General features: G+C 39.8%; 25 protein-coding genes and 1 pseudogene. 16 read left to right on the top strand and 10 right to left on the bottom strand.

Features of this window, described 5'->3' with window-relative positions; translation table 11 throughout:
* Nucleotides 1-172: 172 nt before the first annotated feature.
* The 4 genes from F0228_RS16195 to F0228_RS16180 are packed head-to-tail and all read left to right on the top strand — an operon-like array spanning nt 173 to nt 2,637.
* Nucleotides 173-802: a LysE family transporter gene (locus F0228_RS16195; protein ID WP_171762466.1), complete on the top strand. Its 630-nt coding sequence runs from the start codon at nt 173-175 to the stop codon at nt 800-802.
* Between the two features lie 60 nt (nt 803-862).
* Nucleotides 863-1,510, top strand: coding sequence for an HAD-IA family hydrolase (locus tag F0228_RS16190; RefSeq protein WP_171762465.1), 648 nt, complete (start codon nt 863-865; stop codon nt 1,508-1,510).
* Nucleotides 1,511-1,549: 39 nt separating this feature from the next.
* Complete coding sequence (locus F0228_RS16185; protein ID WP_171762464.1) at nt 1,550-2,068, top strand: GNAT family N-acetyltransferase; 519 nt, start codon at nt 1,550-1,552, stop codon at nt 2,066-2,068.
* Between the two features lie 38 nt (nt 2,069-2,106).
* The gene (locus tag F0228_RS16180) at nt 2,107-2,637 is read left to right on the top strand and encodes a GNAT family protein (protein WP_061031701.1); all 531 of its coding nucleotides are present in this window, start codon (nt 2,107-2,109) and stop codon (nt 2,635-2,637) included.
* A 180-nt stretch (nt 2,638-2,817) separates the two neighbouring features.
* Here F0228_RS16180 and F0228_RS16175 read toward each other — a convergent pair whose 3' ends face one another.
* Nucleotides 2,818-3,339, bottom strand: a complete 522-nt coding sequence (locus F0228_RS16175) for a prepilin-type N-terminal cleavage/methylation domain-containing protein (protein WP_105059308.1) — start codon at nt 3,337-3,339, stop codon at nt 2,818-2,820.
* 205 nt (nt 3,340-3,544) lie between these two features.
* Between F0228_RS16175 and F0228_RS16170 the strand changes: the two genes are divergently transcribed.
* From F0228_RS16170 to F0228_RS16130, 9 genes are all read left to right on the top strand, one after another.
* Nucleotides 3,545-4,207 (top strand): DNA alkylation repair protein, encoded by a 663-nt coding sequence (locus tag F0228_RS16170; RefSeq protein WP_171762463.1) that lies wholly within the window; start codon nt 3,545-3,547, stop codon nt 4,205-4,207.
* A gap of 104 nt (nt 4,208-4,311) precedes the next feature.
* Nucleotides 4,312-5,076, top strand: coding sequence for a carbon-nitrogen hydrolase family protein (locus F0228_RS16165; protein WP_171762462.1), 765 nt, complete (start codon nt 4,312-4,314; stop codon nt 5,074-5,076).
* Nucleotides 5,060-5,815 carry a nucleotidyltransferase domain-containing protein gene (locus F0228_RS16160; protein WP_171730180.1) on the top strand — a complete coding sequence of 252 codons (756 nt, stop codon included), beginning with the start codon at nt 5,060-5,062 and terminating at the stop codon, nt 5,813-5,815. Before F0228_RS16165 ends, F0228_RS16160 begins: the two co-directional genes overlap by 17 nt.
* Before the next feature lie 151 nt (nt 5,816-5,966).
* Nucleotides 5,967-6,476: an RDD family protein gene (locus tag F0228_RS16155; RefSeq protein WP_061031696.1), complete on the top strand. Its 510-nt coding sequence runs from the start codon at nt 5,967-5,969 to the stop codon at nt 6,474-6,476.
* Nucleotides 6,477-6,506: 30 nt separating this feature from the next.
* Nucleotides 6,507-6,899 (top strand): NUDIX domain-containing protein, encoded by a 393-nt coding sequence (locus tag F0228_RS16150; protein WP_061031695.1) that lies wholly within the window; start codon nt 6,507-6,509, stop codon nt 6,897-6,899.
* A 388-nt stretch (nt 6,900-7,287) separates the two neighbouring features.
* Nucleotides 7,288-7,497, top strand: coding sequence for a hypothetical protein (locus F0228_RS16145; protein WP_010434910.1), 210 nt, complete (start codon nt 7,288-7,290; stop codon nt 7,495-7,497).
* Complete coding sequence (locus tag F0228_RS16140) at nt 7,498-8,760, top strand: integrase (protein ID WP_150878411.1); 1,263 nt, start codon at nt 7,498-7,500, stop codon at nt 8,758-8,760.
* 257 nt (nt 8,761-9,017) lie between these two features.
* Nucleotides 9,018-9,893: a hypothetical protein gene (locus F0228_RS16135; protein WP_171762461.1), complete on the top strand. Its 876-nt coding sequence runs from the start codon at nt 9,018-9,020 to the stop codon at nt 9,891-9,893.
* Between the two features lie 621 nt (nt 9,894-10,514).
* Nucleotides 10,515-11,378, top strand: a complete 864-nt coding sequence (locus F0228_RS16130; protein WP_171762460.1) for a phage integrase N-terminal domain-containing protein — start codon at nt 10,515-10,517, stop codon at nt 11,376-11,378.
* 249 nt (nt 11,379-11,627) lie between these two features.
* Here the strand turns inward: F0228_RS16130 and F0228_RS16125 are convergent, their stop codons facing one another.
* From F0228_RS16125 to F0228_RS16105, 5 genes and pseudogenes are all read right to left on the bottom strand, one after another.
* Nucleotides 11,628-14,735: a DEAD/DEAH box helicase gene (locus F0228_RS16125; protein WP_171762459.1), complete on the bottom strand. Its 3,108-nt coding sequence runs from the start codon at nt 14,733-14,735 to the stop codon at nt 11,628-11,630.
* Nucleotides 14,725-15,540, bottom strand: coding sequence for a virulence associated protein (locus F0228_RS16120; RefSeq protein ID WP_171762458.1), 816 nt, complete (start codon nt 15,538-15,540; stop codon nt 14,725-14,727). The genes F0228_RS16125 and F0228_RS16120 overlap by 11 nt, the downstream gene beginning before the upstream one ends.
* 581 nt (nt 15,541-16,121) lie before the next feature.
* A complete protein-coding gene (locus F0228_RS16115) occupies nt 16,122-17,072 on the bottom strand; it encodes a hypothetical protein (protein WP_171762457.1) in 951 nt (316 codons plus the stop codon).
* Between the two features lie 512 nt (nt 17,073-17,584).
* The gene (locus tag F0228_RS16110; protein WP_171762456.1) at nt 17,585-18,367 is read right to left on the bottom strand and encodes a hypothetical protein; all 783 of its coding nucleotides are present in this window, start codon (nt 18,365-18,367) and stop codon (nt 17,585-17,587) included.
* 384 nt (nt 18,368-18,751) lie between these two features.
* Nucleotides 18,752-19,572: pseudogene (locus tag F0228_RS16105) on the bottom strand (restriction endonuclease).
* Between the two features lie 185 nt (nt 19,573-19,757).
* Between F0228_RS16105 and F0228_RS25965 the strand changes: the two are divergent.
* Nucleotides 19,758-19,892, top strand: a complete 135-nt coding sequence (locus F0228_RS25965; protein ID WP_301338010.1) for a hypothetical protein — start codon at nt 19,758-19,760, stop codon at nt 19,890-19,892.
* A gap of 182 nt (nt 19,893-20,074) precedes the next feature.
* On the opposite strand, the gene drt3b is transcribed toward F0228_RS25965, so the two are convergent.
* The 3 genes from drt3b to F0228_RS16090 are packed head-to-tail and all read right to left on the bottom strand — an operon-like array spanning nt 20,075 to nt 23,883.
* Nucleotides 20,075-22,039 carry an antiviral reverse transcriptase Drt3b gene (gene drt3b / locus F0228_RS16100; protein WP_171762455.1) on the bottom strand — a complete coding sequence of 655 codons (1,965 nt, stop codon included), beginning with the start codon at nt 22,037-22,039 and terminating at the stop codon, nt 20,075-20,077.
* The gene (gene drt3a / locus F0228_RS16095) at nt 22,036-23,277 is read right to left on the bottom strand and encodes an antiviral reverse transcriptase Drt3a (RefSeq protein ID WP_171762454.1); all 1,242 of its coding nucleotides are present in this window, start codon (nt 23,275-23,277) and stop codon (nt 22,036-22,038) included. Before drt3a ends, drt3b begins: the two co-directional genes overlap by 4 nt.
* Complete coding sequence (locus F0228_RS16090; RefSeq protein ID WP_171762453.1) at nt 23,278-23,883, bottom strand: SLATT domain-containing protein; 606 nt, start codon at nt 23,881-23,883, stop codon at nt 23,278-23,280. It abuts the gene before it with no gap.
* 180 nt (nt 23,884-24,063) lie between these two features.
* Here F0228_RS16090 and F0228_RS16085 point away from each other — a divergent pair, with 180 nt between their 5' ends.
* Nucleotides 24,064-24,414 (top strand): hypothetical protein, encoded by a 351-nt coding sequence (locus tag F0228_RS16085; RefSeq protein ID WP_171762452.1) that lies wholly within the window; start codon nt 24,064-24,066, stop codon nt 24,412-24,414.
* 452 nt (nt 24,415-24,866) lie between these two features.
* Here the strand turns inward: F0228_RS16085 and rplY are convergent, their stop codons facing one another.
* Complete coding sequence (gene rplY, locus F0228_RS16080) at nt 24,867-25,145, bottom strand: 50S ribosomal protein L25 (RefSeq protein WP_008222501.1); 279 nt, start codon at nt 25,143-25,145, stop codon at nt 24,867-24,869.
* Between the two features lie 369 nt (nt 25,146-25,514).
* Here rplY and F0228_RS16075 point away from each other — a divergent pair, with 369 nt between their 5' ends.
* Nucleotides 25,515-26,243, top strand: a complete 729-nt coding sequence (locus tag F0228_RS16075) for a glycosyltransferase (RefSeq protein WP_116870335.1) — start codon at nt 25,515-25,517, stop codon at nt 26,241-26,243.
* Nucleotide 26,244 lies beyond the last annotated feature (1 nt).

Below are 26,244 nucleotides of genomic sequence, written 5' to 3'. Positions count from 1 at the left end.
GGTTGAATCTTATTGCTTGGCATTTTTTGGATTCAAATGTGGACTCTAATACTGAGTTGAAAGACACTCATCACACCACGTTCGAGCGCACTAATTTTGTGAATCAAGCGACGCAAAACCGTTAGTGCGTGCGATATCATTACTTAAGCTTGATTGAATTGAGTAGAGACGAATGGAATATTTATTGGTTCTTCTTCACGTTGCGATGATTTGGATGCTAGCAGTCGCAACGCCCGGCGCGAATGTACTATTGACGATCAACACAGCGCTGCACTACAACCGAAAGCTAGCAAAATATTCTGCTTTTGGTGTCAGTACGTCCATATTGCTATGGTCACTGTTTGGATGCACTGGCTTGGTTATTTTGTTCTCCCATTTCCCGGCACTGTTTAGCGTTATGAAGATCGTTGGTGGCAGTTATTTGTTGTACTTGGGTATGCGCCAGATCCTTTCAACACGAAAAGCCAAACAGCTAGATGAAGGTTTGAATACTAGCGAAGCGATGCTGCCTTCAAGTAGAAAAGTCTTTATGTCGGCGTTCATCACGAGCATCTTAAACCCTAAAACGGGGTTCTTTGTCGTGAGTTTGTTTAGTGTCTCTATGCCTGAAAATATTACCATCCCGATGGTCATCGCCATTATGCTGACTATGTCTGGTATTACCTTATGCTGGCATATGTTTCTGGCGACAGCGTTTTCACATCGAGCAGCGAAAAGTGTTTATGCACGTATCTCAAGTGTCATGGATTATGTAACTGGCGGCTTGTTTACGCTGTTTGGTATTAAAGTCATGGCGTCTTAATGTGTGTTATCTGCTCATATCAATAATGTATCAAAGTGTTTTTCATAGGTTTTAGAGTTCATGATTGAATGTAAGAAGTTTATTTTTGATGTCGATGCAACACTGGTTGATACCCAAGTGGTTATCGATAATATTTGGAAAAAATGGTGCAAGACTGTTGGTGTTCGTTTTGAAACCATGAGTGAGTATATCCATGGGCGAAAAATCGAAGAGACACTGAGCTGTATTGGCATGGAATTCTCCAATGTCACTGAGGTCAATAAAGTTAAAGCTATTGCGACCCAAGAGATGAAGCGCGCCAAGGCTATACCAAATTCTCATGATTTTTTATCAAAATTAGGTCCGGATTGCTGGTCAATCGCAACGAGTGGGCCAAGAGCCGTCGCAACAACAAGCTTAGAAGCTTCCGGTTTTACGTTACCAAAGGTCATGATTTGTGCTGAAGATGTGGTACGAGGTAAGCCAGCACCGGAGCCTTTCCTCAAAGCAGCAGAAGCTTTAGGCGCAAAAACCGAAGATTGTGTTGCAGTTGAAGATTCACCATCTGGCGTACTATCTGCTAAGAAGGCAGGATGTTTCACGATCGCTCTATTAACCAGCCATACCAGAGAAGAATTGAACCAAGCGGATTTGATCGTAAGTGGGTTTGATGAACTCATACTTACTCGCAGTCAAATTGGAACCTATCAGATTCATCTTGCTAATTAGAAAGCTCCTTTAATTGTGTCGTAAGAGGAATAGATAACAATGAAATTAGTATCGCCCTCAAAAGAATTTGAGTCCGCTTTTAAGGTGTATTATCAAGACTTCTTGGAGCACGACATCGATAACTCTGATTATTACAAAGACGGTGTTCTTGATTTTTCTCGTTATATTGAATGCTTAAATGATGAGGCTAGAGGCGTTAACTTACCCGATGGTTATGTGCCATGTAATCATTATTGGTTGGTAAATGATGAAGGAGAGATACTCGGCGCCATTCGTGTTCGTCATCGCATCGATAATGAGTTTCTGTCACTTGAAGCGGGGCACATTGGCTACGATATTGCTCCCTCAAAGAGAGGTTCTGGTTACGGCAAGGCAATACTCAAATTCGCTATTCCAAAAGCGAGCTCTCTGGGTATTAAACAAGCTTTGATTACCGCAGACGAAGACAATATAGCTTCACGAAAAGTCATTGAGACAAATGGCGGTAAGTTTGAAAAAATAGTTTTTGGTAAAGTCTTTCCTGGCCCAGTAGCTCGTTATTGGCTTGACTGTCAGTAACGCCATACAGTTTAGGCGACAGATAAAAAGGAATTTTGATGTTCAAACTAGAAACTGACCGATTAGTTCTTCGAGATATGACGCTTGAAGATCAAAGCGCGTTTGTGGCCATGTCACAGGACGCCAAATATCAGCGTTTCTATGATGAAACTGATTGTGAGCCTAGTAAGTACCATCAACTCACCCAATTGTTTGTTGAACAGGCTGAGGAAGAACCTCGTCAGTCCTATCAATTAGCTGTGGAAAGTAAAGAGTCAGGGAAGTTTATCGGAACCGTGTGTTTACGCCTTGAAGATAACCAGCAAGCTTCAATGGGCTGCGCTTTTGCGAGAGCAATTCAGGGGAAAGGGCTACCCGTAGAAGCGGCCAAAGCTCTGGCTGGTTTTGGGTTTTCAGAGTTAGGTGTTCATCGAATTTATGCAGAAACCATTGGTGAGAATCTAGCGGCGATAAGATTGTGTAAGTCACTCGGGATGAGACAAGAAGCTTGCTTTAAAGAGCACCGATTCTTCAAAAATAAGTGGTGGGATACCGTTGTATTGGCGATTCTTAGTACTGAATGGGAATGATGTGGTCACCCGCAGAAGTGCGCTATGCTAATGCTAGGCGTTTACCTTCTGGAGAGTTAGACAGCACGCTGGTTTTCGCCAAAACGTGCTTGTCTTAATTTCTAGGATGGCTGAATCTTGATGCTTGGCATTCTCTAAGTTTATTTGTGTGTACCAACACGTTGAGTATTAAACTAGAGCTTAGCTGTCTGGTTCGTCATCCACGGTGACATCGCCATTCATCGAGTTGTAGTAAATAGATATCCCCGGTACGACTCGATAATGATAACGGCATTGGTCGGTGTGGATGTACTCAGCGATATAGTCAGTATTAGTCGGTGAGTTGAAACTAGAAACGCTCGGTGGATCAATCAGGAGAGCTCCCCATACCGAAATACAGTCTTCCGGATTATCCAACCTTGGAAAATCTTCTGCGTAAGGCCATTGCTGTACTGGGTATCCCCATTCATTGAAGTCAAGCTGGCCAGTGGCAGAGTCATCATAGATAGGGATGTTCGTAGATGGACCGCCACCGTTTAAGGTCAAATTTTTTGAGTAGGCAAGATCGACACCTGCTTTGAAAGCAGCGCCAGTACCTTTCACGGCTGCAATATGCGAATCTGTACTCACATTCAGGAATCTGGGCGCTGCCGTAATGGCGATTATTCCAAGAATCACAATAACGACAACAAGCTCAATAATTGTAAAACCGTTCTTTTTCATTATGCACCTCTTTTGAAGGCGGCAAGTATGCACCATAAGTGACTATTACCAAAGGAAATTTCTATATTGCAGAGGTGATTTTATTAACCAATAATGAATGTTGTGATTTACATGGCTTTATTTTATAAAACTCAATCTAGAAGTATCTTAAGAGCCGGATATCTCACTTCAATATTGAATTTAGATAGACAAGGAGTTTGTTTTAGTGAGTATGGTCGAAACGGTAAAGCAGCATCTTTCAGAAGTGGGTTATCCGAAAGTGGATATCAAAACAGCTCAGGTTCGTTCCATTTCTGCTCAGATTTTTAAGACGATTGAAGACAAAGATATTTCTCACGTGTTGCCTCTATGTACTCAATTATTGGAGCAAAGAGATTGGGCGCTAGGAGTTATCGCGTACGATTGGGCTTTTAGGGTAAGGAAACAGTATTCAAGAGACACGTTCCCTGTTTTTGAAAGTTGGTTAACAGAGTTCGTCACAGACTGGAACGATTGTGACGACTTTTGTACTCATGCTTTTGGTGAGTTGCTGTCTCAGTACAATGATTTGTTCGATCTCACAACCAAATGGGTTGAGCATTCGAATTTTGCTATTCGTAGAGCCGCTGCGGTCATCTTAATTTATCCTATCAATAAGAATCGATACGCTGCGCTGGATCCGTTTCGCGTAGCGGATCTATTGCTCGAAGATAAGCATGACTTAGTACAGAAAGGCTATGGTTGGATGCTTAAAGTACTCAGTCAAAAAGAGCCTCAACAGGTTATTGGTTATCTGAATACCAAGTATGCCGCAATACCAAGAGTGGCTTTTCGTTACGCGATTGAAAAATTGGACAATGAGATTAAGCGAGAGTTAATGTCGCTTTGATAAGCGGTGTTTGAAGTCGAATTATAAGTACAGCCCCTAACGTAGACCGCATTTAGCTATGTAGCGATTTTTGTGCCATTTTTTGTTCTTTGGAGAAGTTTGAAATGAGTGTCACTATCAGTTTGGCCCAAATTCCTGTCGTCAGAGGCAACTGGAGAGAAAACCTTAAGCAACATCTAAAAATGATAGAGCAATCGTCAAAGTACAATGCGGATGTGGTTGTTTTCCCCGAGCTATCACTAACCGGCTATGAGCTTGATTTAGCGGAAGAACTTGCATTGTCTCTTGAGCCATCAAACTTTGAAGAACTCTCCCGAGCTTCGGTTCAAAGTGAGATGATTATTGTGGCTGGTTGTCCCCTGCGAGTTCCAGGCTTATCCCATCCCACCATAGGCGCCGTTATTTGTTTTCCCGACGGCAGAGTCGAGTTCTACTCTAAACAGCACCTGCATGTTGGAGAGGGCAACTACTGCTCCGCTGGCGATGTTGATTATACATTTGATGTGAATGGGCATAAAGTCGCGCTAGCAATATGTGCTGACTTCATAGAGGCGGATCACTCCCAACGAGCTAAACATCTAGATGCTGATATCTATTTAGCGAGCGCTTTAATCTCTGAGAATGGCTTTGATCCGGATTCTAAAATCTTATCTGGAATTGCGTCGGAACACGGTATACCAGTATTACTGAGCAACCATATCTCTGTGACGGGAGGTTGGGAAACGTGTGGCAAGAGCTCGGTTTGGAGTTCGCAAGGAGAGCTCGTGATCAGTGCAAACTCAAAAGAGAATGGTATTGTTCTATGTACTATCTCGGGCTGTGAAACAGATCCTAATATAGCTGGAAAGTGGCATGCTGAATCAAACTAGAGGTCTCGACAAAGACGGGTTCATCGAAAACCTATACTCTCCTAAGAATATCGCTCCCGAATTCCAAGAGGTTGTGAGTGCCGTTATTGATTCGTTGTTAAGTGGCCTTCCGAATCAAATTGATGGTATCTACCTATACGGAAGTGTGCCGAGAGGAACGGCGGTTGTTGGTCACTCGGATTTGGATGTTTCTATCGTACTCAATACACCTATTGGTCAAAAAGAGAAGCGACTATTTCAGCACCTTTCTGACACCATTCCCAAAGCATATCCCCAAGTCAGTAAGCTTGATATCGACCCGGGCTCACTTTCAGAAGTTCTGCAGCCACAAGAAAAATTCCATTGGCAGTTTTGGCTCAAGCACTGTTGCTGTTGTATTTGGGGTAATGATTTATCTATTGATTTTCAACGTTACAAACCTAGTCGTGAAATAGCCCTAGCGCTTAATGGTGACTTGTCTACTTTTCTTGAGCAAATGGGTCTGGCCTTTAAAACAATGACCGATGCGGATGTCGCTAAGGTTATTGGCAAGAAGTTAGTGCGGGCGGCGTACTACTTTGTCGCTGAGAAAGACGGCAGTTGGTACACCAACCTGAGCCAGTGTACCGCTGTAGCCAAGCGTTATTATCCAGACCAAAGTGGCGATATTGAATTAGCACATCAATACGCTCTCGGGCAATTAACCTCTAAAGTTGAAGCCTTGGAGTTGTATGAAAGACTAAGCAAGAACTTGTCGTGAGCGTTAGTGAGCCTGAAAATCGGTGGGGTAAATCATTGGTATATGCATACCGCTTCGCATTTGTTTTATAAATCATAGCTAGTTGAATGTATTAAAAGCTGATGTGTTGTAGGGTCTGTGCTTTATTGCCAATAGAGACCAAGGAACAAAAATGTATGCCAATAAGTATTCTAATTTCTGGAGACGCTTCTTTGCTATCTGGATAGATTCAATCGTATTTTTACCTTTGGAGTGGATAGACAACTACGTACTTTCTGGCGTGATTAGCTCGGGTGGTGTTTTTGCTTGGGGAGTGGTGAATTCACTAATTGGTGTCACTTACTACGTTGGCATGCATGCTAAATTTGGGCAAACAATCGGTAAGATGGTTACTCGAGTGAAAGTAGTGGATGTATCTGAAAGTCGAAACCTAACCCTCAAACAGTCTTGTATGAGAGATATTGTCCCAATCATGCTTATCCCCTTTAGTCTCTATGCTTACGCGCAACTGTCTTTCTACGGCCAGACTTGGGAAAGTTTAGAGCAAGGACGAGCCTTTATTTTTGTTGGGTACGCAATGATCGGTTGGGTTCTTTTAGAGTTCATCTCCATGCTATTTAATCATAAACGCAGAGCGATTCATGATTTCATTGCAGGTTCTGTTGTCGTAAAGAAAGTCTAATTATCTAAACTTCGGCCTAAGGAAAAATCGATGGATGTCCATGAGTGTGTCTCTTTTATCTTGATCAATGAATCACATGTATTGTTAGAAAAGCGCAGCGATTCTAAGGACACTGATCCCGGCTTAATAACAATACCTGGTGGTCATATAGAGCAGGGTGAAAATCAAATTCAAGCATTGTTTCGAGAGCTTAACGAAGAGCTAAACGTTACTCCAACTGAATACACATTCTTATGCTCGCTCTATCACCCAACAAAAGAGTTACAGCTGATCCATTATTTTGTGGTAACCCAGTGGGAAGGTGAAATCACAGCACAAGAAGCAGACAGCATCGCGTGGTACCCACTGAATTCGGCGCCTGTAGGTATCAGTGCTGATGGTGTTGCTTTGAAAGAAGTCGGGCGAGTGGGGATGGTTCTCTAAAACAGTGGTGATAAGAGGCTGTATGACGTTTTTAAGAGCTCAAAAACGGTGAAACCCCGATGTTGGTAGTAATCTTAGCTGTATGGTATTGATTTATATGAATTTCATGTATTTAGAGCTGGTGGTTAAGCTCTAATTGGCCTTAAAAACGGTTAAAAAGGACAATGAAATAGTCAAATAAAATCAATGCATTAGCAACTTAGTATTACTGTATTAGTCCACCCTAAAGTGGGCTTGAAATCGATTCGTTGAATCATTTTACGCTTTGGGAATCCTTTTCGTTAATTGCTGCGCAAATAGAATGTCACTGAAAAAATCGTGCATAGTTTTTCTACCAGTAGATGAAAAATCTTAATTTTCATGTAGTGAGAAAGGTAAGGAGAACGACATGGCGACGCGTAAAATCAGACCTAGACAATTTATTGATGAGTTTTACCCTGATTCAGGGATATGCAATACCACCATCATAAACTGGATTAAACACGGCAAGCTTGAGGGTACTAGAACGCCAACGGGCCGATATTTAGTCTGTGTTGATGACGAAATAGGGAACCCTGCAGACAGGGTGAGTGAACTTCTAAGATTCTTGGAGTCATAAATGGTTGGTAGAGCTAGAAGCAAAGAAACGGCTCATTACCCTCCATTCTTGGTGAAAATGAGTCATAGGGGTCAATCTCGATTTCGGTTTACAACCGTAGATGGTGTAAAGAAGCTATTTCCTATCGGGACTGTAGAGCAAGAAGCGATACAAGCTGCGCATGTTTATAACTTGCAGTATCGTCCTGAGCTAGGAAGCGCATTTTCCCTTTCTGAAATGACCCCATTTCGCAAAGCTGTCTCTAAAGGCCGCAAGGACAAATTCAATCGGCCTTTAAAAGAGTGGCTTCCATTAGTGTTGTCTCGTGTGAAGAAAGAAGAACGTCTTTCTAAAGACGTTTATCGAAATTTGGAGAGGGACTGTTACCGCCTTGATGAGTTCATGGGGCGGTTGCCAACCAAATCGATCAAGTTACAGCACATCAATGAGTTCCTTTCGAAATACTATTCAGAGTTAAGTAATCGTCAGCTCAACAATAAGATCAGTAATCTTAAAAAGGTATTTTCCTACCTTGCTGACGAGAGCGCTATTGAGAGTAATTTTGTACTCAATAAAAAACAGCGTCGATTGACCAGAGAAGATTACACCAAAGCCCGTCATGACCTAGATATCGAAAACTACCAAAAGATCTACGATGCAGCGCCACTGTTTCTGAAGGTAGCAATGAGCCTAACTCTTGAGACAACTCATGCTGTGAGGGAGATCTATAGGCTTCGTTATCGGATATATAAACCACGTGAAGGAGTGTGTGGGATTCTTTGGAACCCCGACAAAGAGGTGGAGTATGTTGATGGGCATGCTGTGTATGGAATGCTATATGTTCACCGAGAGAAGGTGAAAAAGTCTGATGCTTCCACTGTGGCCATTCCTGTCACTCAGACGATTAAAGACATTGTCGACCTTTCTAAAACATCGAGATTGATTTGCCCTTATATCGTTCACCGTAAACCCAAACAGCAGCAACGTGGTATTTCAAAAGAGACCGACCATCTTTACCAAGTACATCACCACAATATAAGTAAAGAGTTCAGTAAGGTTCGAGACTCATTAGGGCTTTATAGCCACCTAAAGAAATCGTTAAGGCCGACCTATCATGAAATTCGCGGGCTGGCTGCTCGAATGATTGAACAGCAAGGGCAGAGTGCTACCGAGCGAATGGCGCATGCGAACGCGAAAACAACAAAAATCTATACAGGCACAAGTGACATTATTTGGCACCAAGTACCACCTGTTGAGGTTATGCCGAAAAGTGGCCAGAAGTGATTTTTGTCAGGTGTTTAGTTTTGGAAGAATTCGGAATCCGAATTTGATAAAGGGTCGACTTACTCTATTAACTTTAATTTGAATCTATGCACATTGTATTGACTAGAAAACGGTTAATGAATACAGTCAGATATAGGTTATGCGCGACCTATCAGCTCACGGATGAAGCGAAAGCAGCGCGAAGTGAATTATCACTTCATCGATTTTGTATCTTTATTACGGTTCGTGAGCCCGTAACTCTAATAGGATGCTTAATCATGCTTAAATACCCATCAGTGAGCCAATCTGAGGCCCACGCAAAGTACATTTCAAAAGCTTTAAAGATCAAGCTCAGTTTTGCAAGAGAAGCTGTCGCATTTATGTATGGCTGTGACAATTTTAAAGAGTTATGCAGTAGCTCTGATCTAGAGATGCTCGACAGTAATAACAAATACTTGGCAATTCCATACAAGCAGGACTTAGAAACATTGGAGCTCTTGTTGCAACCTCACTTACCTGCTATTCGTGCTCACTTGAACCCCAATATCCATTTGGATTGTTCCGTATTGGCGTTAGTAGTAAACAACAGACTAAATTGTATACCTTATGGTGCTGTGAACCATCTCCTTTCATTGGGGGACTCTTTTGATTGGAGCGATGCGAAATCTATCATCAATGAACTCGAATTTGTTGATGATACTGTATCGATAGTACTGGCAAGTCGAATTGCCATGAATAGAGTCAAAAACAAAGTAAACCCATGGATAGAGTTTTCATCGTTCGGTATCAGAGCATATGGTTACTATAACTTCTCCGGTAAAACCGTTTGTATTGAGATGCGTGAACTAGACATTATGTTTAAGTATCCGAATGGATATAGAGATATTTCGAGCCGTAAATGGATTGGTGACTATGTCATTGGTTTTTTAGGAGTGCTTGCCAAGCAGTTTGAAACCTTAGGGTATACAGGCGAAATAAAGCTTTTAAATGTTAACTTTCCAATAAACTTAGCAAATGAGATGAACACCCTAAGGGATGAGGTGAGAAGTGCTGATCTAATACGTGGAGTAAAAGTTCCACTTGATGTTTTGATAAATCAAAATGATCCACAAAACATCTGGCTAAGAGAAAATCTAGTAAATGAAATAGGTTAATACCAATCTCATAAAGCTAAAATATTTCAGTCGAAATAGCTCTATTGTAGAGGCCGAATATGAATATATTCGGCCTTTTTTGCGCCTAGCTAAATGGGTATCTAGTCCTGTCACTCCAAAATTTGGGGAGTGACAGGACGGGCAGCGCACACCAATAGGGGGCTACGAGCGAATTATCGGAATTGAAAAAGAATGACGGCGAGAATCTATGGCGCTGAGAGCGTCCCCAAAGTTGCGAGTAGAATGGGTTGAAACAATAATGGAAGAGAACTAAAAAGCAGCTGTTGCTGCAAAGACTACTAGACGAAGAAATCCTTTAATTACCAGCGCATTCTTATCTCAAACGCCTTACGGGCTTCTGGGAATTAGCAATTGCACATGGCTTACAGTCATTCAATTGTTCGGAATTTCTGAACCGCGCAGTAGTCTCGCTTCATTACCTACTGACTTGATTTAAGCAGTAGGCGTTCATTCGAAATGAACGGGAGCAATAACACTAATCTGAAATCGCATTGATACCTACTACTGTACCCATGAAATAAGAACCTTGAAATGACTGAGATAAGAGCCGCCAACGAAAGCGGCTCTTTTTTTTTAGAATAAACATATTGAGGTAGCACTATGGCAACGAACTTTTTTTACCAAATTACCCGAGTACTAAATCGCAATCCCGATGGCTCTAAAGCGACTCAAGCAGAACGCAAGAAGATACTAAAGTTAGCTGACAAACAACTAAGAGAGCTTAACGTCAGAAAACTTGAGCTAAGGAACTTGGGCCGCAAGCATATCGAGAAGCTTGTAACTCATTGGCAAACTCAAGGTCTAGCAGCGGGCACAATCAAGACGCGCATGACTCACCTACGTTGGCTCTCTGAAAAGATAGGGAAGCCAGGACTCGTCCCTAAAAGCAACGCTTCCCTTGGTATCGAAAACCGCAAGTATGTCACCAACCAGAATAAAGCCAGATTCCTAGTAAATTCAAAATTAGCAACACTCAATGACAGGTATCTTGACGCGAGTTTTCGTTTGCAAGCCGCGTTTGGTTTGCGCCGAGAAGAGTGTATGAAAGTCCAGCTTCATTTAGCAGATAGAGGCGACCATTTACATCTAGTAAAAACCAAAGGCGCAAGACCTAGAGATGTACCTATTCGCACTTTGGAACAACGTCAGTTAATTGATGAGGTGAAAAAGTGGGTAGGGGATAGCTCTTTAATTCCAGAAAATGCTAAGTACGTTTCTCAGATGAAAAGATACGAAAGAGCTTGTATCAAAATGGGCTTAGACAAAGCGCATGGGTTACGGCATGCGTATGCGCATCAGCGATACTTTGAATTGACGGGTTTTAATGCTCCTGCTGCGGGAGGGCCGTCAACCAAGGGATTAATAGGAGAGGACAAACAGCGTGACTTTGAGGCAAGAATGGTAATCACTGAAGAATTAGGACACGGAAGAGAAGAGGTTACCGCCGTTTACCTAGGCCGCTAAAGCTCACAAGTTAAGTTCGGATTCCTAATTCGGAATCCGAATAATTATAACTCGCTATTGGACAAAAGTGAGTTGGTGTTGGTGCCAATATCCATGCAGGTCAGATAAGTTTCGTTAGGGAAAATACAGGCTCACATATGACTTATGAGTCGATGGCTATTCATTTTTGCTATTTAACGCTGCGCTCTTCGGCAAACATAGAGCGCAGCGGAAAATTTGTACTAAAGCAGCGCTTTGTAACACGGTAGCTTAACCACTAAAGTACGATGGAAACTTACTAATACACTCACTGACAACTTGATGGTATGTCTTCAAAATATCGTAATCGAACACATCAGAGTTTACTCCCTGACCATTAAGAACAGAACCAAGGGTCTTGCAAACCTCTCTATCGACATAACCCTGAGAATAGAGCCATATTTCAAGGCTATTTGACAGTCCAAGTTTAAGACGTGTTTGCAAGCTCCTAAGAAGCTCCAATAAATCTCCGTCTAACCCTTTACCCTCGGCCACATCAGCTATTGCTCCGACATATAACATAGAATCAAAAGAAAGCGCACCGTCAGCCAAGTCCACTACATGATCCATTTTAATATTTCTGCGCTGCGACCCAGCTTGATAATAGGCACCGGATTGATCCAAGTAACTACGCAGATCGGTGTAACTACTTCCTGAAATCCATAATTTCGTAAAATCTAATATAACGTTTTCAGGCTTTATTTTTAGAAGCATCTTGTTGTTATTGAGCTGAAATAGCAATGGCCAGCAAATCACAAGAAGTTCATTGGAACTTTGAGCTTGTGCTACTTCGCCCCAATTTTCGTCAAGCCAATTTTCGATTAGGAATAGATTTTTCAACCCCAGCAACGATTTTCCGAAGAATTGTCTTTTATCTTCGGGTACAGAAAGAACTCTGCTAGCGATAAATGAAAATGCCGCCCGTAGCTTTTGTTTCTGATCGTAGTCCGACAAAAAGTAAGCTAATGTTCCTTGGGCCAAATCATCAAAGAATGTTTGAGGCGCATTTGGATTGTCTTTCAAATAGGATAAAAAATAGCTTTCTATTGCTTCGATTAAAGCTTCTTTATAACCCATCTGATCAAGTAGCGAACTGATATCAATAGCGTTTTGATTTCCTACGTCTATACAGCTTTGTCTATAGCCAGCTGGGTTTGCGATGAACTGAATAGCATCAACATTAAGTTCTGTAAAGTCAAATGGCGAGATCAAGTCAAGTAGGCTACTTGCGCAGTCCTCCGTATTAGTAAAATCGAGCAAATGCATCGCTCTTTGCCATCGCCACCTTTCATGAAAATTATTGCGTTTATCAAAAACGTCCGTATCCGCAAAAATGACACTCCCTTCAGTATGGTATCCTGCTCTACCTGCTCGCCCGATGAGATTGTGGAAGTCTCGTGTGCTGATCTCTTGCCCTGCTTGAAACGTGCTTGAAACAACTAAGTATCTGATTGGAAGATTCACCCCCTGGGCAAGAGTTGAAGTACACACTACCAACACTGACTTATTGGATTCCATTGCCCACTCTACAGAAACACGGATACCATTAGGAATGTTTGAACTATGCGGTAATATTCCAAGGGAAACCGAACGAGTAAAAATGGACTCATCTCCAAAATGCAAACTTGAAAGGTAAGCAATCTTGTCTAATTCGCTTTGATCGCTCGAAATGCTAGGTGGTGGTAAAGCAAGACCTCTTTCGTAGTAATCAACTAAAAGCTCGCATATTGACGTAACAGTACTCTTTACACCGCAGAATATAGCAACAGGTCCTTGATGGCATAATTTAACCCCTAAATAAGCTGCGACACTGGGGTTATCGTTTTTGGCGGGAAAAAGTCGAGCATTCCTCTCTCGACCTCTCTTTCCGAGGTTTATTTGCTCAATCACTCTTGGAACGAAAAAATCTCTATCAGCCTCACGATCTTGATCGATATACTGAAGTTGCCCCATTGCTGTTTGCCAGCTTGCGAAGGCTGTACTTCGTACTGTTGGTAAACACCCAGCTCCTTGAATCTCAATACCGGCCTCCCCATTAAGCCATTCACCAATTGAGTTTGCGTTAGCCATTACCGCGGATATCAATACCTTCTGAACATCATCGCCTACGCGAGATTTGAGGTAGGCCGTCAATAGCTCATAGGTGACACCTCTCTTTCCAGTGTCAAACTGATGCCCTTCGTCAAAAATAAGTAAGCCGATTGAGTCTGCTAAAGCGGGGTCATGCCTAAGAAGGTAAACAAGTTTCTCCGGCGTGGTAACAACTATAGATTTAGTAGCTATTCCATCCTGATCAGTTTCTCCGGTTAAAAACCTTATAAGCTCGTCATCACTATCGGAAATATTCAGAACATCTTGCAATTCATTGATATTTACATCTTCACCTTCAAATGCGCGTTCAAATGTAGCGGTAATCTCCCTGCATAAGGCCCTGAATGGTGCGACGATTACAGCAACATCAGAGCGCCCAGACAAAAACGAGCTTCTAATTATTAATTCTGTAGATTTTGTCTTTCCCGCACTAGTGGGCATTTGCACAACAGCAGATACACCTGACAAAACTCCTTGTTCGCCCAGCAACCTCTGAGCAGGCCAAAACTCTTGAACAAATGTCGGCTTAGTAATTACATTTACCCATTGTTCTAAGGGGATTTGTGTATATTTAGGCAAACAAACTATTGAAGAATTTTCGATTTTTCTTAGCAGAATAGAAGAAATAATGTCGGCAAACAAAAGCTCTCTATCAGAGCCTTTTTCGTAAACTTCATTCCTTAAGACCTGTATTGCCTGTTTAAAGCTCTGGGTATCAAGGTTTAAACCAAAGAAACGTTGAGTGGCGTAGCCGACACCATCTATTGCTTGCGTTAAATAAGTTTTTTCAACGCGATACCAATTTTCATTGAAGTTGGACTTTAATATCCAAATCAAAATTCCCTCAAGATTAGTATCAGTGAGCAGTTCTGTTTTATAGACCAAACTTTTGGTCAGAACGATGGAGCTGCCTGGCATGTTCGCTAAATAGTAGGCCGCCGAACCTATAATCTTAAGATAAGTAGTCATCTCATCAGCCAGATGAGATTGAATCAAAGCATCAAAATATTGCCCAACGGATATTAGTTCAGACTTTAATTCTTCATGCTCACCAGTCTCTCCAAACTGTAAATCTCCACGAGCTTCAATAGCGGACAGATCACCCAAAATCCCAATAGTTGTAACCAATAATTTACGCGGATCGACAGGTAGCTCTATATGAGATGCTTCATCAATAGCAAACTCATACATCTTTGCTTTCGACTTTGCAATTGCCAGCATCTTCTTTGAGGACTGTTCAAGCTTCATTTGCTGCCCTCTCGTATAGTTCACGAACCAAAGACATCAAACAAGGGCCACTAATCACTATCATTTCCAAGTGCGTTGGGAATGAATGCTCCTTAGTTGAAGCTTCAGCTAAGGTTTCGACGCAACATGAACTATCAGTAAGAACCGCTGCTGCCCCAAATTTTGTTTTATATGGATGGTCAACATTTTGTTGGAATCTTGAGATGACGCTCATTTCAGCAAAATTTCTCTGATCATACAGTCTTTGCTTTGCACCGTTTAATGACTCAGCAAGTCTAGCCTCATCTTTTGAACTGTCGTCAATTGCGGCTTGCAAAGTGTTTTTGGCACTTTTTTCAGAAAGGCGTGCTTTGACCTCGTATATTAATAATTCGTCTTTGCTAGAGGGAGCCTGATTCATTTGCTTGAACCCCAAAACATCTGAACCTTTGGATGACTCATTACCAATTATCTTCCGGTCATAACGAGTTCTTGGAACATAGTAATCGCGGAGAAATACCAAATAGTCAGCGACCAAAATTTCAGCAAAATCCCCCGCACGGATACTTGGTCCAGGGCTTTTAGTTTTATGCGGAAACTTTAGGTTTAACAAGTAATCTCTATTTGTCATCTCTTGAGGCTTGAGTACTTCTATTGCATTATCAGCACAATAGTGATTCCTAAAATGCCTTGCCCAGAGTGACATTACCTCTTCATCGTCCACATCGTAAGCGAAATCAAATACAGGGACTTTTTCACCTGTTGAAATAGAGATTACTTCACCAGTATGGTAAAGCCACTGAATATGTTCTTTAGTCCAAGGCATTTGCAGTTAACCGCGCTCTTTTATATTTAATTATTCGTGTTGATCAAAATACTAACCTTTACAGGTGTCATGTAACCATTTATTAGACTCCAAAGTGGGGTAGTTAAATATCCACTTTGGGGCTTTCTGTACACTTACCTGACAATATCTTACAGCTTAAATTATTGTTTTAGATAGAGTATAATCAAATACAGTAAAATCGAGAACGAGAGAATGGGAGATTTCTACATAACTCACGTTTGTCATTAGGAAATCTATTGAAACCCCTTGGGATTAGGCTGATGCGGTTTATTGTTGCTAACAAGAAAAGGGGCAAAAGCTTGTTACAGGCTTCACGTATTGTCTGTCCTTCGGGTAACTTTTAGTCGCCTAAAACGCAGAACGACACCGATTGAGCTGGTGCCGTCTTTGATAAGAAATGGGTAAAAGCGTATTAGAAGGAAATTGAGCACTTAAATGGGGTATCTTAACAGGGTAAAAAATAACACGGGTTCTTAGATTCTGGTGCCAAGTAACAGAGTAGCAACGTATAGTGAAGCTACTCTGTTCAGAAATTGAAGTATTAGGAACCATAATTAAGTTCATAGGCCAGTGCTGTATTTATCGATGGCACTTAAAAACTTATCGATGTCATCCTCTCTTTGCAGGTACGGTACGGATTTATTGTATAGGTCTAGGTGAGTTTGTCCGTACATGTAGTAAGCATTAAAAGCTGAATCGGGACTGTTGCTATCAATGAAATTAAAGATGTACCCCTGACCATCGGAAGCTTGTTCAATTTCAGTTATTAATAATGCATGAGAATCGATCCCTTTTATTTGCAATTTTACGTAAGCGATTCTTTTTCTAACCGCTACTTCTTCATAGATCTCATCCATGTACTTTTTTAGCTTTTCAGGTGTTGTCTCATAGCTACCAGAAAGCCCATTGATCCACTGCCAAAGTAGGAGACCATCATAAAGTTGCCATAGATTTAGGTACTTTTGTATTTCCTCTTTGAATTCTATTGAGAACTCAGAAAAATTATTGAACCCGCTAATCTCTGCTACCTCTTTGGCTTTAATTAGATTGCGGATGATCTTTTTCGCTTCTTTCTTGGAGCACTTAGGTTCATTTGGCCTGTATGTAGTAAGGTATAATGCAGCTCGCTGCAAGCGCGAATGCCACCAACACACACCTGCGTTAAAAAGTCCTCCAGTGTTTTTGAAAGCGATCAGGTTCTCATTAGACTCGAAATATTCTTTAATCCCTGCTAAGCAAACGAAGTAGTTAGGATCCTGCGATTTTTCTATGAACTCTTTTTTCGACGTTGAGGCTTTTTGATGTTTAATACCCAGTGATTTTCCAGATAGCTTCATCTCATCGGTATACATATCCATGAGACGTTGCTTTTCGGTATAGCTACTCTTCAGTCTTGCTTCGGCACTGCTCAAAGCTGCTCTTTCGTCAGGTGACAACGCGTTAATCTGTTTTGCATTGAGCTCTTCAATGTCATCTGAGTCAAAAAATTCAATTCCATCTGTATGTTTCATTCTAAATGACCTCCATAATCAGTTTTAGTCGAATGAATAGATATCACATACAATACTAGTTGCACTTTGGGAAATAGCCACACTATTAATATGTCTTTTGTTAAGGTCAAGTTTAAGAGGGCAGGGTGAGATTGTTTAAGGGGCAGGTTACTTAATCACAGCCCTATTCTTATCGCCTACTGACGTTATGATACGGTAAATCTGACCACTTAAGTAAAGGTGTGAGCATTTTGATAACTTCAGCTATGACAAATTAGCTGAATCGAAAAGTAGTAGAAATTCTACCCAAAATGACTTTGAGGCAGTTTCGTTTTGTACGTACCAGTCGGCACTATTCTGGACAATTATTAGTTACCGATTTTACTAATTTACTAGATTGAGGGTTGACTGATGTAGCGTTAAGCAGTGAACGACGCCATCACTCAACTTATTTAGAATTGAACTGTAAGCACTAAATTCTGCTTGAACTGAGAATGCCAATCGTTGCAAATCTGTCTTGTCGATTTACCAGGTTACTTTGTATTACGTATCCATTTTTTACTATCTTCTAGTGAACGCTTAATCTTTTGGGATTTAGAAAGCTCACTAACTGCTTTGGTGAAATCTGACTCTGACAAACCAAGCTTGTTTTGAAGTTCGGTGTCTAAATAAGTAGGAAGCTTTAGGGCTGCATATATTTTGGCTTCAGGTGAGGCAGTCATTGATTTTGTGATTACAGTTTGTGGTTTTGTACCTACAGTTTTCTTACGAGCCCATGAAGCTCTTGCATGTTTCCCTTCACCTTTCGGTAGATCTTTTCGGGCGATTAACTGCCCTTCAAACGTAAAGTCGGAAGATATTTTTACAATTAGAAGCTTATTAAAGTTTCCAGCGCGTTTCACTTTCACTTTTTCTTTATTCTTTTCAGGAGAAATCGTTTTTATTTCGATAAAGTCATTTCCTAGCTTTCCGTCTGACCCTTTAGTTTGTGGTTTATGCCGATTGATCCCATAGTTAATTTCGGCATATAACTCTCCTAATTCCCCCCAAATCTGCAAATAACGATTTGTAAGCTTGTAGAAAGCTTCGGCATTATTTACCAGCTCCTCAAAGATCACCTCTAACTTGGGGTTAACTTCAGGCAACTCTGAAGTGAAATTACTATCAGCCGCCTCCCATTCTTTAGGAGATAACCCTAAAGCATATAGATCTAGGTTAATATCATATGGGTTATACCCGCAAGCTGCTGCGTCACTTATCTGATCAGCGTTATAACCTTCATTATGCATGTCATGTAAATGATCCCAGTCACCCATTTGACCCCCTCATAGCTAAAACTATATGTAAATACCTAAGGCTTTACGGAGGTAACTCTTCCGTATCTGCGTTTTTATTATGTTGTTGTCGTCTATTATGAAACTCAATAAGTATAACGCTATTGTGTGAATCGAAAGAGATATTCGTAAGAAACCTACCGAAAATATCCGTATAACTACCGTACACATGGATTAGTTTAATTATGCTCTGTTCTAGAATGTTCGAAGGACTCTGTTCGGCGGAGCTAAGAAGTAATGGAGTACTTTCGAGCTAAAGTGCCACGGAGTAAGATTCAATGCATGAAGGTTCTGGATATTTTTAAGTTAGAAGGGTAATACCTATACTTACTCTCAATAAAATACAACAAATATTCACATGGGAATTCAACAATAACATGTATAACGACACTTTGGATACGTTGAGCAACCATAGAAAGACATTCCAGTTTTAGCTCCCCGCTTAGCGACACGTATTACGAGCTTAGACTGGCAACGTGGGCAGGTCCTGGACTCACCGATAGCTGTTGGTGCTGGAGTAGGTATTGATGGTTTATTCTGAAAGCTTCGCCCATCTTCAATCATATGAATTAGTTCGCTGCCGTTGACCAACCAAAGGCGTTTATCTAGGGAAAAGGTAACGGCCTCAGAAGTGAAGTCTCCTGATGTTACAATAATCATCTTGCTGGCATTGTTCGCGATCATGACACCGTACATTTCCCTTAGAACTTGCACTCCCACTTTGCGGGTTTTCCAATGCTTACATTGTACAAGGCTCAATTCATTATCCTTTGTAAGCCAAATATCAACCCCACCGCCAGGTTTTTGAGCGAAAGACTGTTTGACCGAATATCCTTGAGACTTGAAGTATTCACCGATGTAACTTTCAAACTCTATCCAGTTTAGGTTATTTAGCTGTGAGGTATTTTTATGCGTTCTAATCTGAGAGCTCGTCGTAAGAAAGCTTCTCTTCCTCTTGTACTGCTTGAAAAAACGATCGGGGCAGGAAGTAAAAACAAGAGCGCAAAATAGGTGGCCATTAAGGGTAAGTTTAGAGCTACAGCTTTAAAGATAAAGTTATCACTTTCAATGGCTAAACTGGGCAGTAGATATGAAACTCCAAAATAAATACATGCGGATAGTAATACGCTTAGCCACCATGGAGCGCCCATTAAGTGCCATATGATTCCATCGTTTATTCTTGCCATTAAAATTAACCCAGTAGCATGTAGGTGTATAAAATCACGAGTTATAAGCGCTTGGAATGATTAGGTTGTTGATATTTGATGGGATAATGATTTAAGTAGCACTAAATTTGCATCTTAGATGAAAACACGAAAGTGCTTGTATTAAAACGAACTTATACAAAGCATATGGATTTCGGTAGGCTTATGTGCATCTGCGATACTTTAATGCTCCTGCTGTGGGACAGAAGCCAACGAAAGAGTTGAGTGGTGTAATGAAGCTAGAAATGAGCATTGGTGAAGAGCTAGGGTATAACCGAGAGGAAGTGACCGCGGTGAGATAACTTATTAGAATCGAAGTTAAAGACCTGATATTTTCATTTAGATGGTAAGGTAGAAGTATCTTAGCTGAACGTTCAATATCACGCAGAAACATAGGTAGGGGAGGTTGCACGCATTGTCGTTAAATCGTGTGTGAAATCAACTGAACAAGTCAGAGGTATTACAATGCGTGCAGGATATTTTATCAATTTCCGTAAGGGGATTTCAATTCTTTTTTCATCAATAGTCTTTCAATCGACTCTGATGAAGAAATGTCCCAATCGATAAACCAATTTTTCTCTGAGACTTGGTCAACTATTGATTCAACTTCACTTTCATCAAGGTTATATAATTTAGATAGTGCTCGATCTGCGATCTTTATCTTCATTTTTCGAGTCAAATACGGGCATGATAATGAATCAAAGAGAATGTGGGTTAGTTCAGAATCATTTTCAACTGTAAAATAATCACTATCGAACTTTTCTAGAATACATTTGACAACTTTTGTTCGAGTTGAAGAGTATGACTTCTTTTCTTGAACATAAAACAAACTAGTCATTAAGCTAAAATAGTTAGTCTTTTCTACATCATCTAAATTTACTATTTTCTCTAGGAATTCCTTAGATAGTTGGTAGCTGATATCAATATCTCTTATTGCAATGAGCAAATTTAGACATTCAATATCTCTCATAGTATTTTTTTTGATTGATGTTTTGATAGATAGATACGACTCATCATATATTTTTTTCTTGATTATTTCTGAGTTGATGCTGCCTAAATAACTAGATATTTTGTTTATCATTATTACTATCTGAGAAATAAGGTATGTACTTCGAACCCTAAAATCCATAGAGTGGACAAAGAAAGATAGCTCTATAATTATTAGAAGGAAATTAGTCAGTTTGTCGCACTGCTCTTGATTGTCTTTAATGTAAAATATATGCTCTTCAATCTCCGAAACTTTGATTCTCGCGAGGGTGAAGTAGTAACCGGTTATACTTGAGTACGATATTTTATTGTTAAAAACAATGCATTTGATGTCTGTTATTAACTGGTTTGATATTTGATGGTATCGATTCATAGGGCTATTAATACCCATAATCTTCTTTTCTTCGTCTATGTGGTTAAATTTACTAAATAAACTATTTATTAAGTGTTTATATTGTTGTTTTGCTATCGTTACGCCAGTAATGAAGGGAACATCAAAGTACTGATTTTTTGATTCATTGCAGTAAAGTTTATAAGACTCTAATTCTTCTATTATAGTGCGATATACTAAGTCTCGTACTTGCTCATCATTGTAAAATAAAAAGTAATCATCCACATATCTTTTAACAACATAGTCACTACTTTCGAATAGCGAGTCATTATGCATTAGTTTGCTCTTTACTTCACAATCAATAGATTGCAGTAAAATTTCAGAAAATACTCTAGAAAACTCCGGCCCTACAATAACACCATGTTGATCGCCTAGGTTCGCATCGTTCATAAGTTTCTCGAATATATTCTCGAAGCTATGATGATTCTTAGACTTTATATAGCTTTCAATATCTCGAATAGATTTTGAAAGTTGGAATGTAGATATTGAAGAAAAACACTTAGCTATGTCAAACTTAAATAGTTTATCAAACTTTTTCTCAATCCTATGGAATTGGTATGAGTCATAGAATTTGTATAAGAAGCTTACGTCTTTGTACTCAAAAAACGTACTAGCATAAATAGGTTCTCGATCTCCATCAATAGCAACTCCCTCATCTTTTAGCTTCTCTGACGGGTCAGAGCTTGAAGAATTACTTTTAGCGTAGTAAGAGTGGGCTATCTTGGAAGGATACCTAAGAGAGAAGCTACTTCTATTACACAAGTGTGTTATTAATTGATTATAATCTCGATATAGATTACAAACTTTGAGCTGTATTGCTGGGTGAGGAAGGTACAATGTCCTTTCAGAAGCAGAGTCCTTAGTAATCTTATAAGCTAGAGGTCGTGTTTCAGAATTATTTCTAAATAGAATGCTTTCGATTACATTATAGGTGCTTTGTGCTTGAGAATTTTTAGATGCTTTATAGAAACCTTCATTTGTTAAGATGAAAGGCACTTCATATGGGAGTACATCTGTTAGTAATACTCTATGAAAGTCTCTTTTTGAAAGTGTTATTTTAATTTTCTTCATCGCTTTTTCTTATGATTTTTATTTTTCCAGCACATTTTAACATTCTTCATCTGCGTACCATTTAACTCTAGATATTTTCGGCTAAGAAAACCTTCTTTAAAACATATTTTTGTTATTTCTCTCTTCTCTGAGTTTGGGATCTTGGCCATTGCTCTCCCAAAAAAATTATTTTTTTTTGTATTTAGTGAATTTCTGAGGAATCTATTAAATTCTTCAAAAACTTTAGGATTATTTACAAGTCGGTTACTATAGTAAATTCCCCCTTTTAAAGTTCCGTTTCTCCTGAGGCTGGAACTTATTGGGTAGTTACCAGACAGAACGTCAATTCTTCGCTTCAGAAGTGTTTTTTGATAAACGCTTGTTTGTCTAAGAAAAGAGCGAGCTAACAAAGAGTGAACTATTCTGGTTTTAATTTTTCTTATCTTGTCATCTGAAAGAGTTACGTCAACCAGCCTTTTATGGCCTTTTTCTTCAGAATGGATAGTATATTTATACCCTAGATAGTCAAAAGTAGCTTTGGTTGTTTCCTTGTCAGTGACCGATGGGATGTTTTTAATGAACGTTTTATTATTAGTTTTTAGAAAGTTTTCTTTAAGTATTTTATCTAGTGATAACTTCACTTCTTCATATTTTTTTGTGCTCAATATGAATATGTCATCGACATATCTTGAGTAATAATAGACACCTGGTACTGAGCGTATTTTAGTATCAATACTTCTCATGAATATCTCAGAAAGAATTGGACTAATGGATAGTCCTCGGGGTAACCCATTTGATGTAATATTCGTGAGAGAATGAAGAATTGAATTCGATTTTGATGAAAGTAACATCTGGTCGTCGATTTTTTCGAGTAATTTCATATAATCAATTGATTCATAGAAACTCTTTATGTCGACTCTAATTATCCCATAGCTAGATGATGTTTCTAGTATCTTTAACACCTGTTCGGAAATTTCATCTCGGTTCGATGTGGTTATTTTGTAAAGTCGCTTTAAATCAGAGCTGATTTTTTTTAAACAATAATGTTCATTTGCTTCATTTGTGTAGTAAACAGTTTTGCCGCCTATTTTTGTTGCACTTATATTGCTATAGCTAAAACCATTTTCTTCTATTGATTTCGAGATTTTTTCTAGTTCAATCAAATACTCCGAACTATCGCGACCAAGATCAAATTTAATAATTTCACTTTTAGATGTAACTCTTAAAAGTGATTTTGTACTGAAGTCTTGTCTTAGCATTTAGCAGATAACCTTAGCTAACACAGAAGTTATTGCGCTTAAAGATATGAAAGAGATTAAATAGTATGGGGTTAAGCAGTAGTATTGTTTAATATGCTTTTTATAATAATAAGATAGATCTTGTTTCTTATTTACCTCACTTTTAGAAATCTGATAGTCAATGTCTTCATGGTTGATGGGGTTCTCAATCAGGATTTTATTATATTTAAATACTATATTAGAATATGGCGTAGGATCATTATTGTGTGCATTAGCTTCAATTAACCTCGACATCTTGTTAAGTTTTAAAGCTGAATCATAAATTTTTTCATATTGAACATCTAATCTTGCTGCGGAAATGGCGATAGACAAGGCTAAGATTATTATTGAAGAGAGTGTTGTGAATATCCAGCTCGGCATTGTTATTGGAATAAAAAGCAGAGGGTCAATTGACTTTATACCATAATAGTTTTCACATATAGTCAGTAAAATCAGTGCTATAGATATTGCGGAAATGGAAAACAATGACCACCATGTTTTCTTATTTAACCTTTTGCTACAGTTAAAACGAGCACTGGCTACAATCTTTACATCATTTTTTAGTTCATTAAAAATGTCTTTGCTCATATCATGCGGTCTAATGAAAATAGGGACTATCTATGCTATCAGTTTCAAAGTCCATTAGCTAGATTCTAGCGCTTTCTTAACATCATAATTGTATGATTTAAATCATAATTACTCTCGAATCGCGTTTTTAGTATGCTGCTTCTATTGCATATTTTGACATTGTTGAAAGTGTATAAATGTGTGTTAAAAATTTGTAATTTGAAAGGACTTGCCGCACAGGTTGTGGTGCTTTGTCTCCCACAAAATTATTTTTCCAAGGAAGAAGAGACTACATGGCGCAAAATTTTACAAGAGAATAGTCTTTCTGAGCTTGTACAGGGAAAAACTGTGACCAGCGCAGTATTGGCGAAGTATCGGTTACATTTGCTACTTTGGTTGCTGGATAAGATAGTATTTTTGGCTGATACCTTTAGTGGAGGTGGTGCTGTGTTATTCAAAAATAAACTGTCATTCATCGAAAGTTTATTTCCTATTTCAACAACTACCTCTTCCTTAACTAAACTCGCCAATTCATCAGCGCACGCAGTATGAGCATCTAATCATTCGAGTAGCTCTTCTTCTCTATTTCTACAGCCTCACCAGTAAGCACTCATGTGGAACTTACTCGGAAGCGTATGAGAGGCCTTTGGATAGACTTTCCGGAATGTTGTAGAGTTGAAGAATAAAGTAGGGGGAGGTGGCTAGTGATTTGAGTAGTGGTGAAAACGAGTCTAATATAGTTAATAGAAAAACTACTGTATAAGTCCACCTTTCGTCCACCCTTAATCCACCCAAGCAAGAACGGGATAAAGTGGGGAAGGGGAAAGTTGATTATTTTCAGTATATTGCGCGAGATTTACGACGTTTTTGAGGGCTCAAAAACGGTGAAACCCCGATGTTGGTAGCATCGGGGTTTCGAATTTTTAGATTTCTCGATTGGTAAGGTCGATTATCTTTTCTATGCAGAAGGCTGGATTAATCCAATCTTATTCCTTGGTAGGGAATTAGATGCGGATGAAGTCCATGTGCTCAACTTTTGGCTTGTAAGCGTGACGTTGAACGTCTTGTGGCTTAACCTTAACTTCTGCGCCGTCAATCAGTAGAGTGATTGCTTCGTAGAACTCAGGCTTGTCCATTTGGTTGATCACTTCGTCGTGATTAAGTTCGATAGATACAGCTGCTGCTTCACCACCGTAGATTACAGCTGGGAATTTACCAGCGTGACGTAGGCGGCGGCTCGCACCTTTACCTAGTTCAGTACGTACTACTGCTTCAAATTTCATAGTTTTACTCTCAAATTAGTAAAAATTAACTTCACACCTCAATGCGACCTTGAGTATGTGGTAATGCTTAGGCAGAAACGAGTTCATGCTTAAGCGAGCGCGGATACTAACATCACATTTGAATATGAGCAAGTAAGAAGCCTATCACAAAGTGAATTTCCCTCGATATTTGGCTCGTTTGTAGATAAAACGCTCGCTAACCCTATTTTATCGCTTTCTTTGCTCTTCTGTCTTGTTCTTTTGCCTTGTTTATATCGTCGCGAAATCATCAAGTTAATGAACGGAAAATGAATGTTCGCCTAAGGCTTGGTTAATGCTTGGTTAGGTAACCTTAGTGTTAATTAATCAGCAGAATGAATAGGTGAAAAGATGGAACCGGTAAGTATTGTCGTTATTACGTTAAACGAAGAGAAACGTATTAGTCGCTTAATGGAAGAGTTGAGCGTGCAAACCCATCAAGAGTTCGAAGTGATCGTAGTCGACTCAAACAGTGAAGATAACACCCGAGAAGTCGCACAAGCCTATGAAAGTGCATTGCCAAAACTGACAGTCCACCATATGCAAGAACGCGGTGTTAGCCTTGGTCGAAACACCGGTGCTGCTTTGGCGCAATACAACAGAATCCTTTTCTTGGATGCCGACGTAAGCCTGCCTCGTAACTTCCTTGCAAAGGCGCTTTATGAGTTAGAAGAAAACAAGCTTGAAGTTGCTGGCGTATACATGAGTTCAAAAGGGCTGCCACTGGTTCATAAATTCGGTTATGGGCTGTTTAATGCGGGCTTATTTGCGACTCAGTTCTTTTTCCCGACCGCGATTGGCGCGTGTATTTTCTCAACCAAACGAGCGCATGAAGAGATCGGTGGTTTCGATGAAGAGATTGTCCTGTGTGAGGACTGTGATTACGTAAAACGAGCGAGCAAAACATGGCGATTTAGATTCCTAAATATGACTTTCGGTTTTGACCCACGTCGATTAGATCAAGATGGTTTTGTGAAGACGGGTTCAACTTACCTTAAAGCCAATGTAAGACGCTTCTTTAAAGGCGAAATGCGTAACAACGAAATGAACTACAAGTTTGGTCACTATAAAGAACAGTAAG

The organism is Vibrio sp. 99K-1, assembly GCF_013114585.1.
GTDB classification, from domain to species: domain Bacteria; phylum Pseudomonadota; class Gammaproteobacteria; order Enterobacterales; family Vibrionaceae; genus Vibrio; species Vibrio chagasii_B.
The sequence above is the reverse complement of the archived record's forward strand: the minus strand, read 5'-3'. Positions and strand labels throughout refer to the sequence as shown.

Coding starts and splice junctions, on each gene's coding strand:
- F0228_RS16195 (WP_171762466.1), top strand. CDS start 173: ATGGAATATTTATTGGTTCTTCTTCACGTTGCGATGATTTGGATGCTA.
- F0228_RS16190 (WP_171762465.1), top strand. CDS start 863: ATGATTGAATGTAAGAAGTTTATTTTTGATGTCGATGCAACACTGGTT.
- F0228_RS16185 (WP_171762464.1), top strand. CDS start 1,550: ATGAAATTAGTATCGCCCTCAAAAGAATTTGAGTCCGCTTTTAAGGTG.
- F0228_RS16180 (WP_061031701.1), top strand. CDS start 2,107: ATGTTCAAACTAGAAACTGACCGATTAGTTCTTCGAGATATGACGCTT.
- F0228_RS16175 (WP_105059308.1), bottom strand. CDS start 3,339: ATGAAAAAGAACGGTTTTACAATTATTGAGCTTGTTGTCGTTATTGTG.
- F0228_RS16165 (WP_171762462.1), top strand. CDS start 4,312: ATGAGTGTCACTATCAGTTTGGCCCAAATTCCTGTCGTCAGAGGCAAC.
- F0228_RS16160 (WP_171730180.1), top strand. CDS start 5,060: ATGCTGAATCAAACTAGAGGTCTCGACAAAGACGGGTTCATCGAAAAC.
- F0228_RS16155 (WP_061031696.1), top strand. CDS start 5,967: ATGTATGCCAATAAGTATTCTAATTTCTGGAGACGCTTCTTTGCTATC.
- F0228_RS16150 (WP_061031695.1), top strand. CDS start 6,507: ATGGATGTCCATGAGTGTGTCTCTTTTATCTTGATCAATGAATCACAT.
- F0228_RS16145 (WP_010434910.1), top strand. CDS start 7,288: ATGGCGACGCGTAAAATCAGACCTAGACAATTTATTGATGAGTTTTAC.
- F0228_RS16140 (WP_150878411.1), top strand. CDS start 7,498: ATGGTTGGTAGAGCTAGAAGCAAAGAAACGGCTCATTACCCTCCATTC.
- F0228_RS16135 (WP_171762461.1), top strand. CDS start 9,018: ATGCTTAAATACCCATCAGTGAGCCAATCTGAGGCCCACGCAAAGTAC.
- F0228_RS16130 (WP_171762460.1), top strand. CDS start 10,515: ATGGCAACGAACTTTTTTTACCAAATTACCCGAGTACTAAATCGCAAT.
- F0228_RS16125 (WP_171762459.1), bottom strand. CDS start 14,735: ATGAAGCTTGAACAGTCCTCAAAGAAGATGCTGGCAATTGCAAAGTCG.
- F0228_RS16120 (WP_171762458.1), bottom strand. CDS start 15,540: ATGCCTTGGACTAAAGAACATATTCAGTGGCTTTACCATACTGGTGAA.
- F0228_RS16115 (WP_171762457.1), bottom strand. CDS start 17,072: ATGAAACATACAGATGGAATTGAATTTTTTGACTCAGATGACATTGAA.
- F0228_RS16110 (WP_171762456.1), bottom strand. CDS start 18,367: ATGGGTGACTGGGATCATTTACATGACATGCATAATGAAGGTTATAAC.
- drt3b (WP_171762455.1), bottom strand. CDS start 22,039: ATGAAGAAAATTAAAATAACACTTTCAAAAAGAGACTTTCATAGAGTA.
- drt3a (WP_171762454.1), bottom strand. CDS start 23,277: ATGCTAAGACAAGACTTCAGTACAAAATCACTTTTAAGAGTTACATCT.
- F0228_RS16090 (WP_171762453.1), bottom strand. CDS start 23,883: ATGAGCAAAGACATTTTTAATGAACTAAAAAATGATGTAAAGATTGTA.
- rplY (WP_008222501.1), bottom strand. CDS start 25,145: ATGAAATTTGAAGCAGTAGTACGTACTGAACTAGGTAAAGGTGCGAGC.
- F0228_RS16075 (WP_116870335.1), top strand. CDS start 25,515: ATGGAACCGGTAAGTATTGTCGTTATTACGTTAAACGAAGAGAAACGT.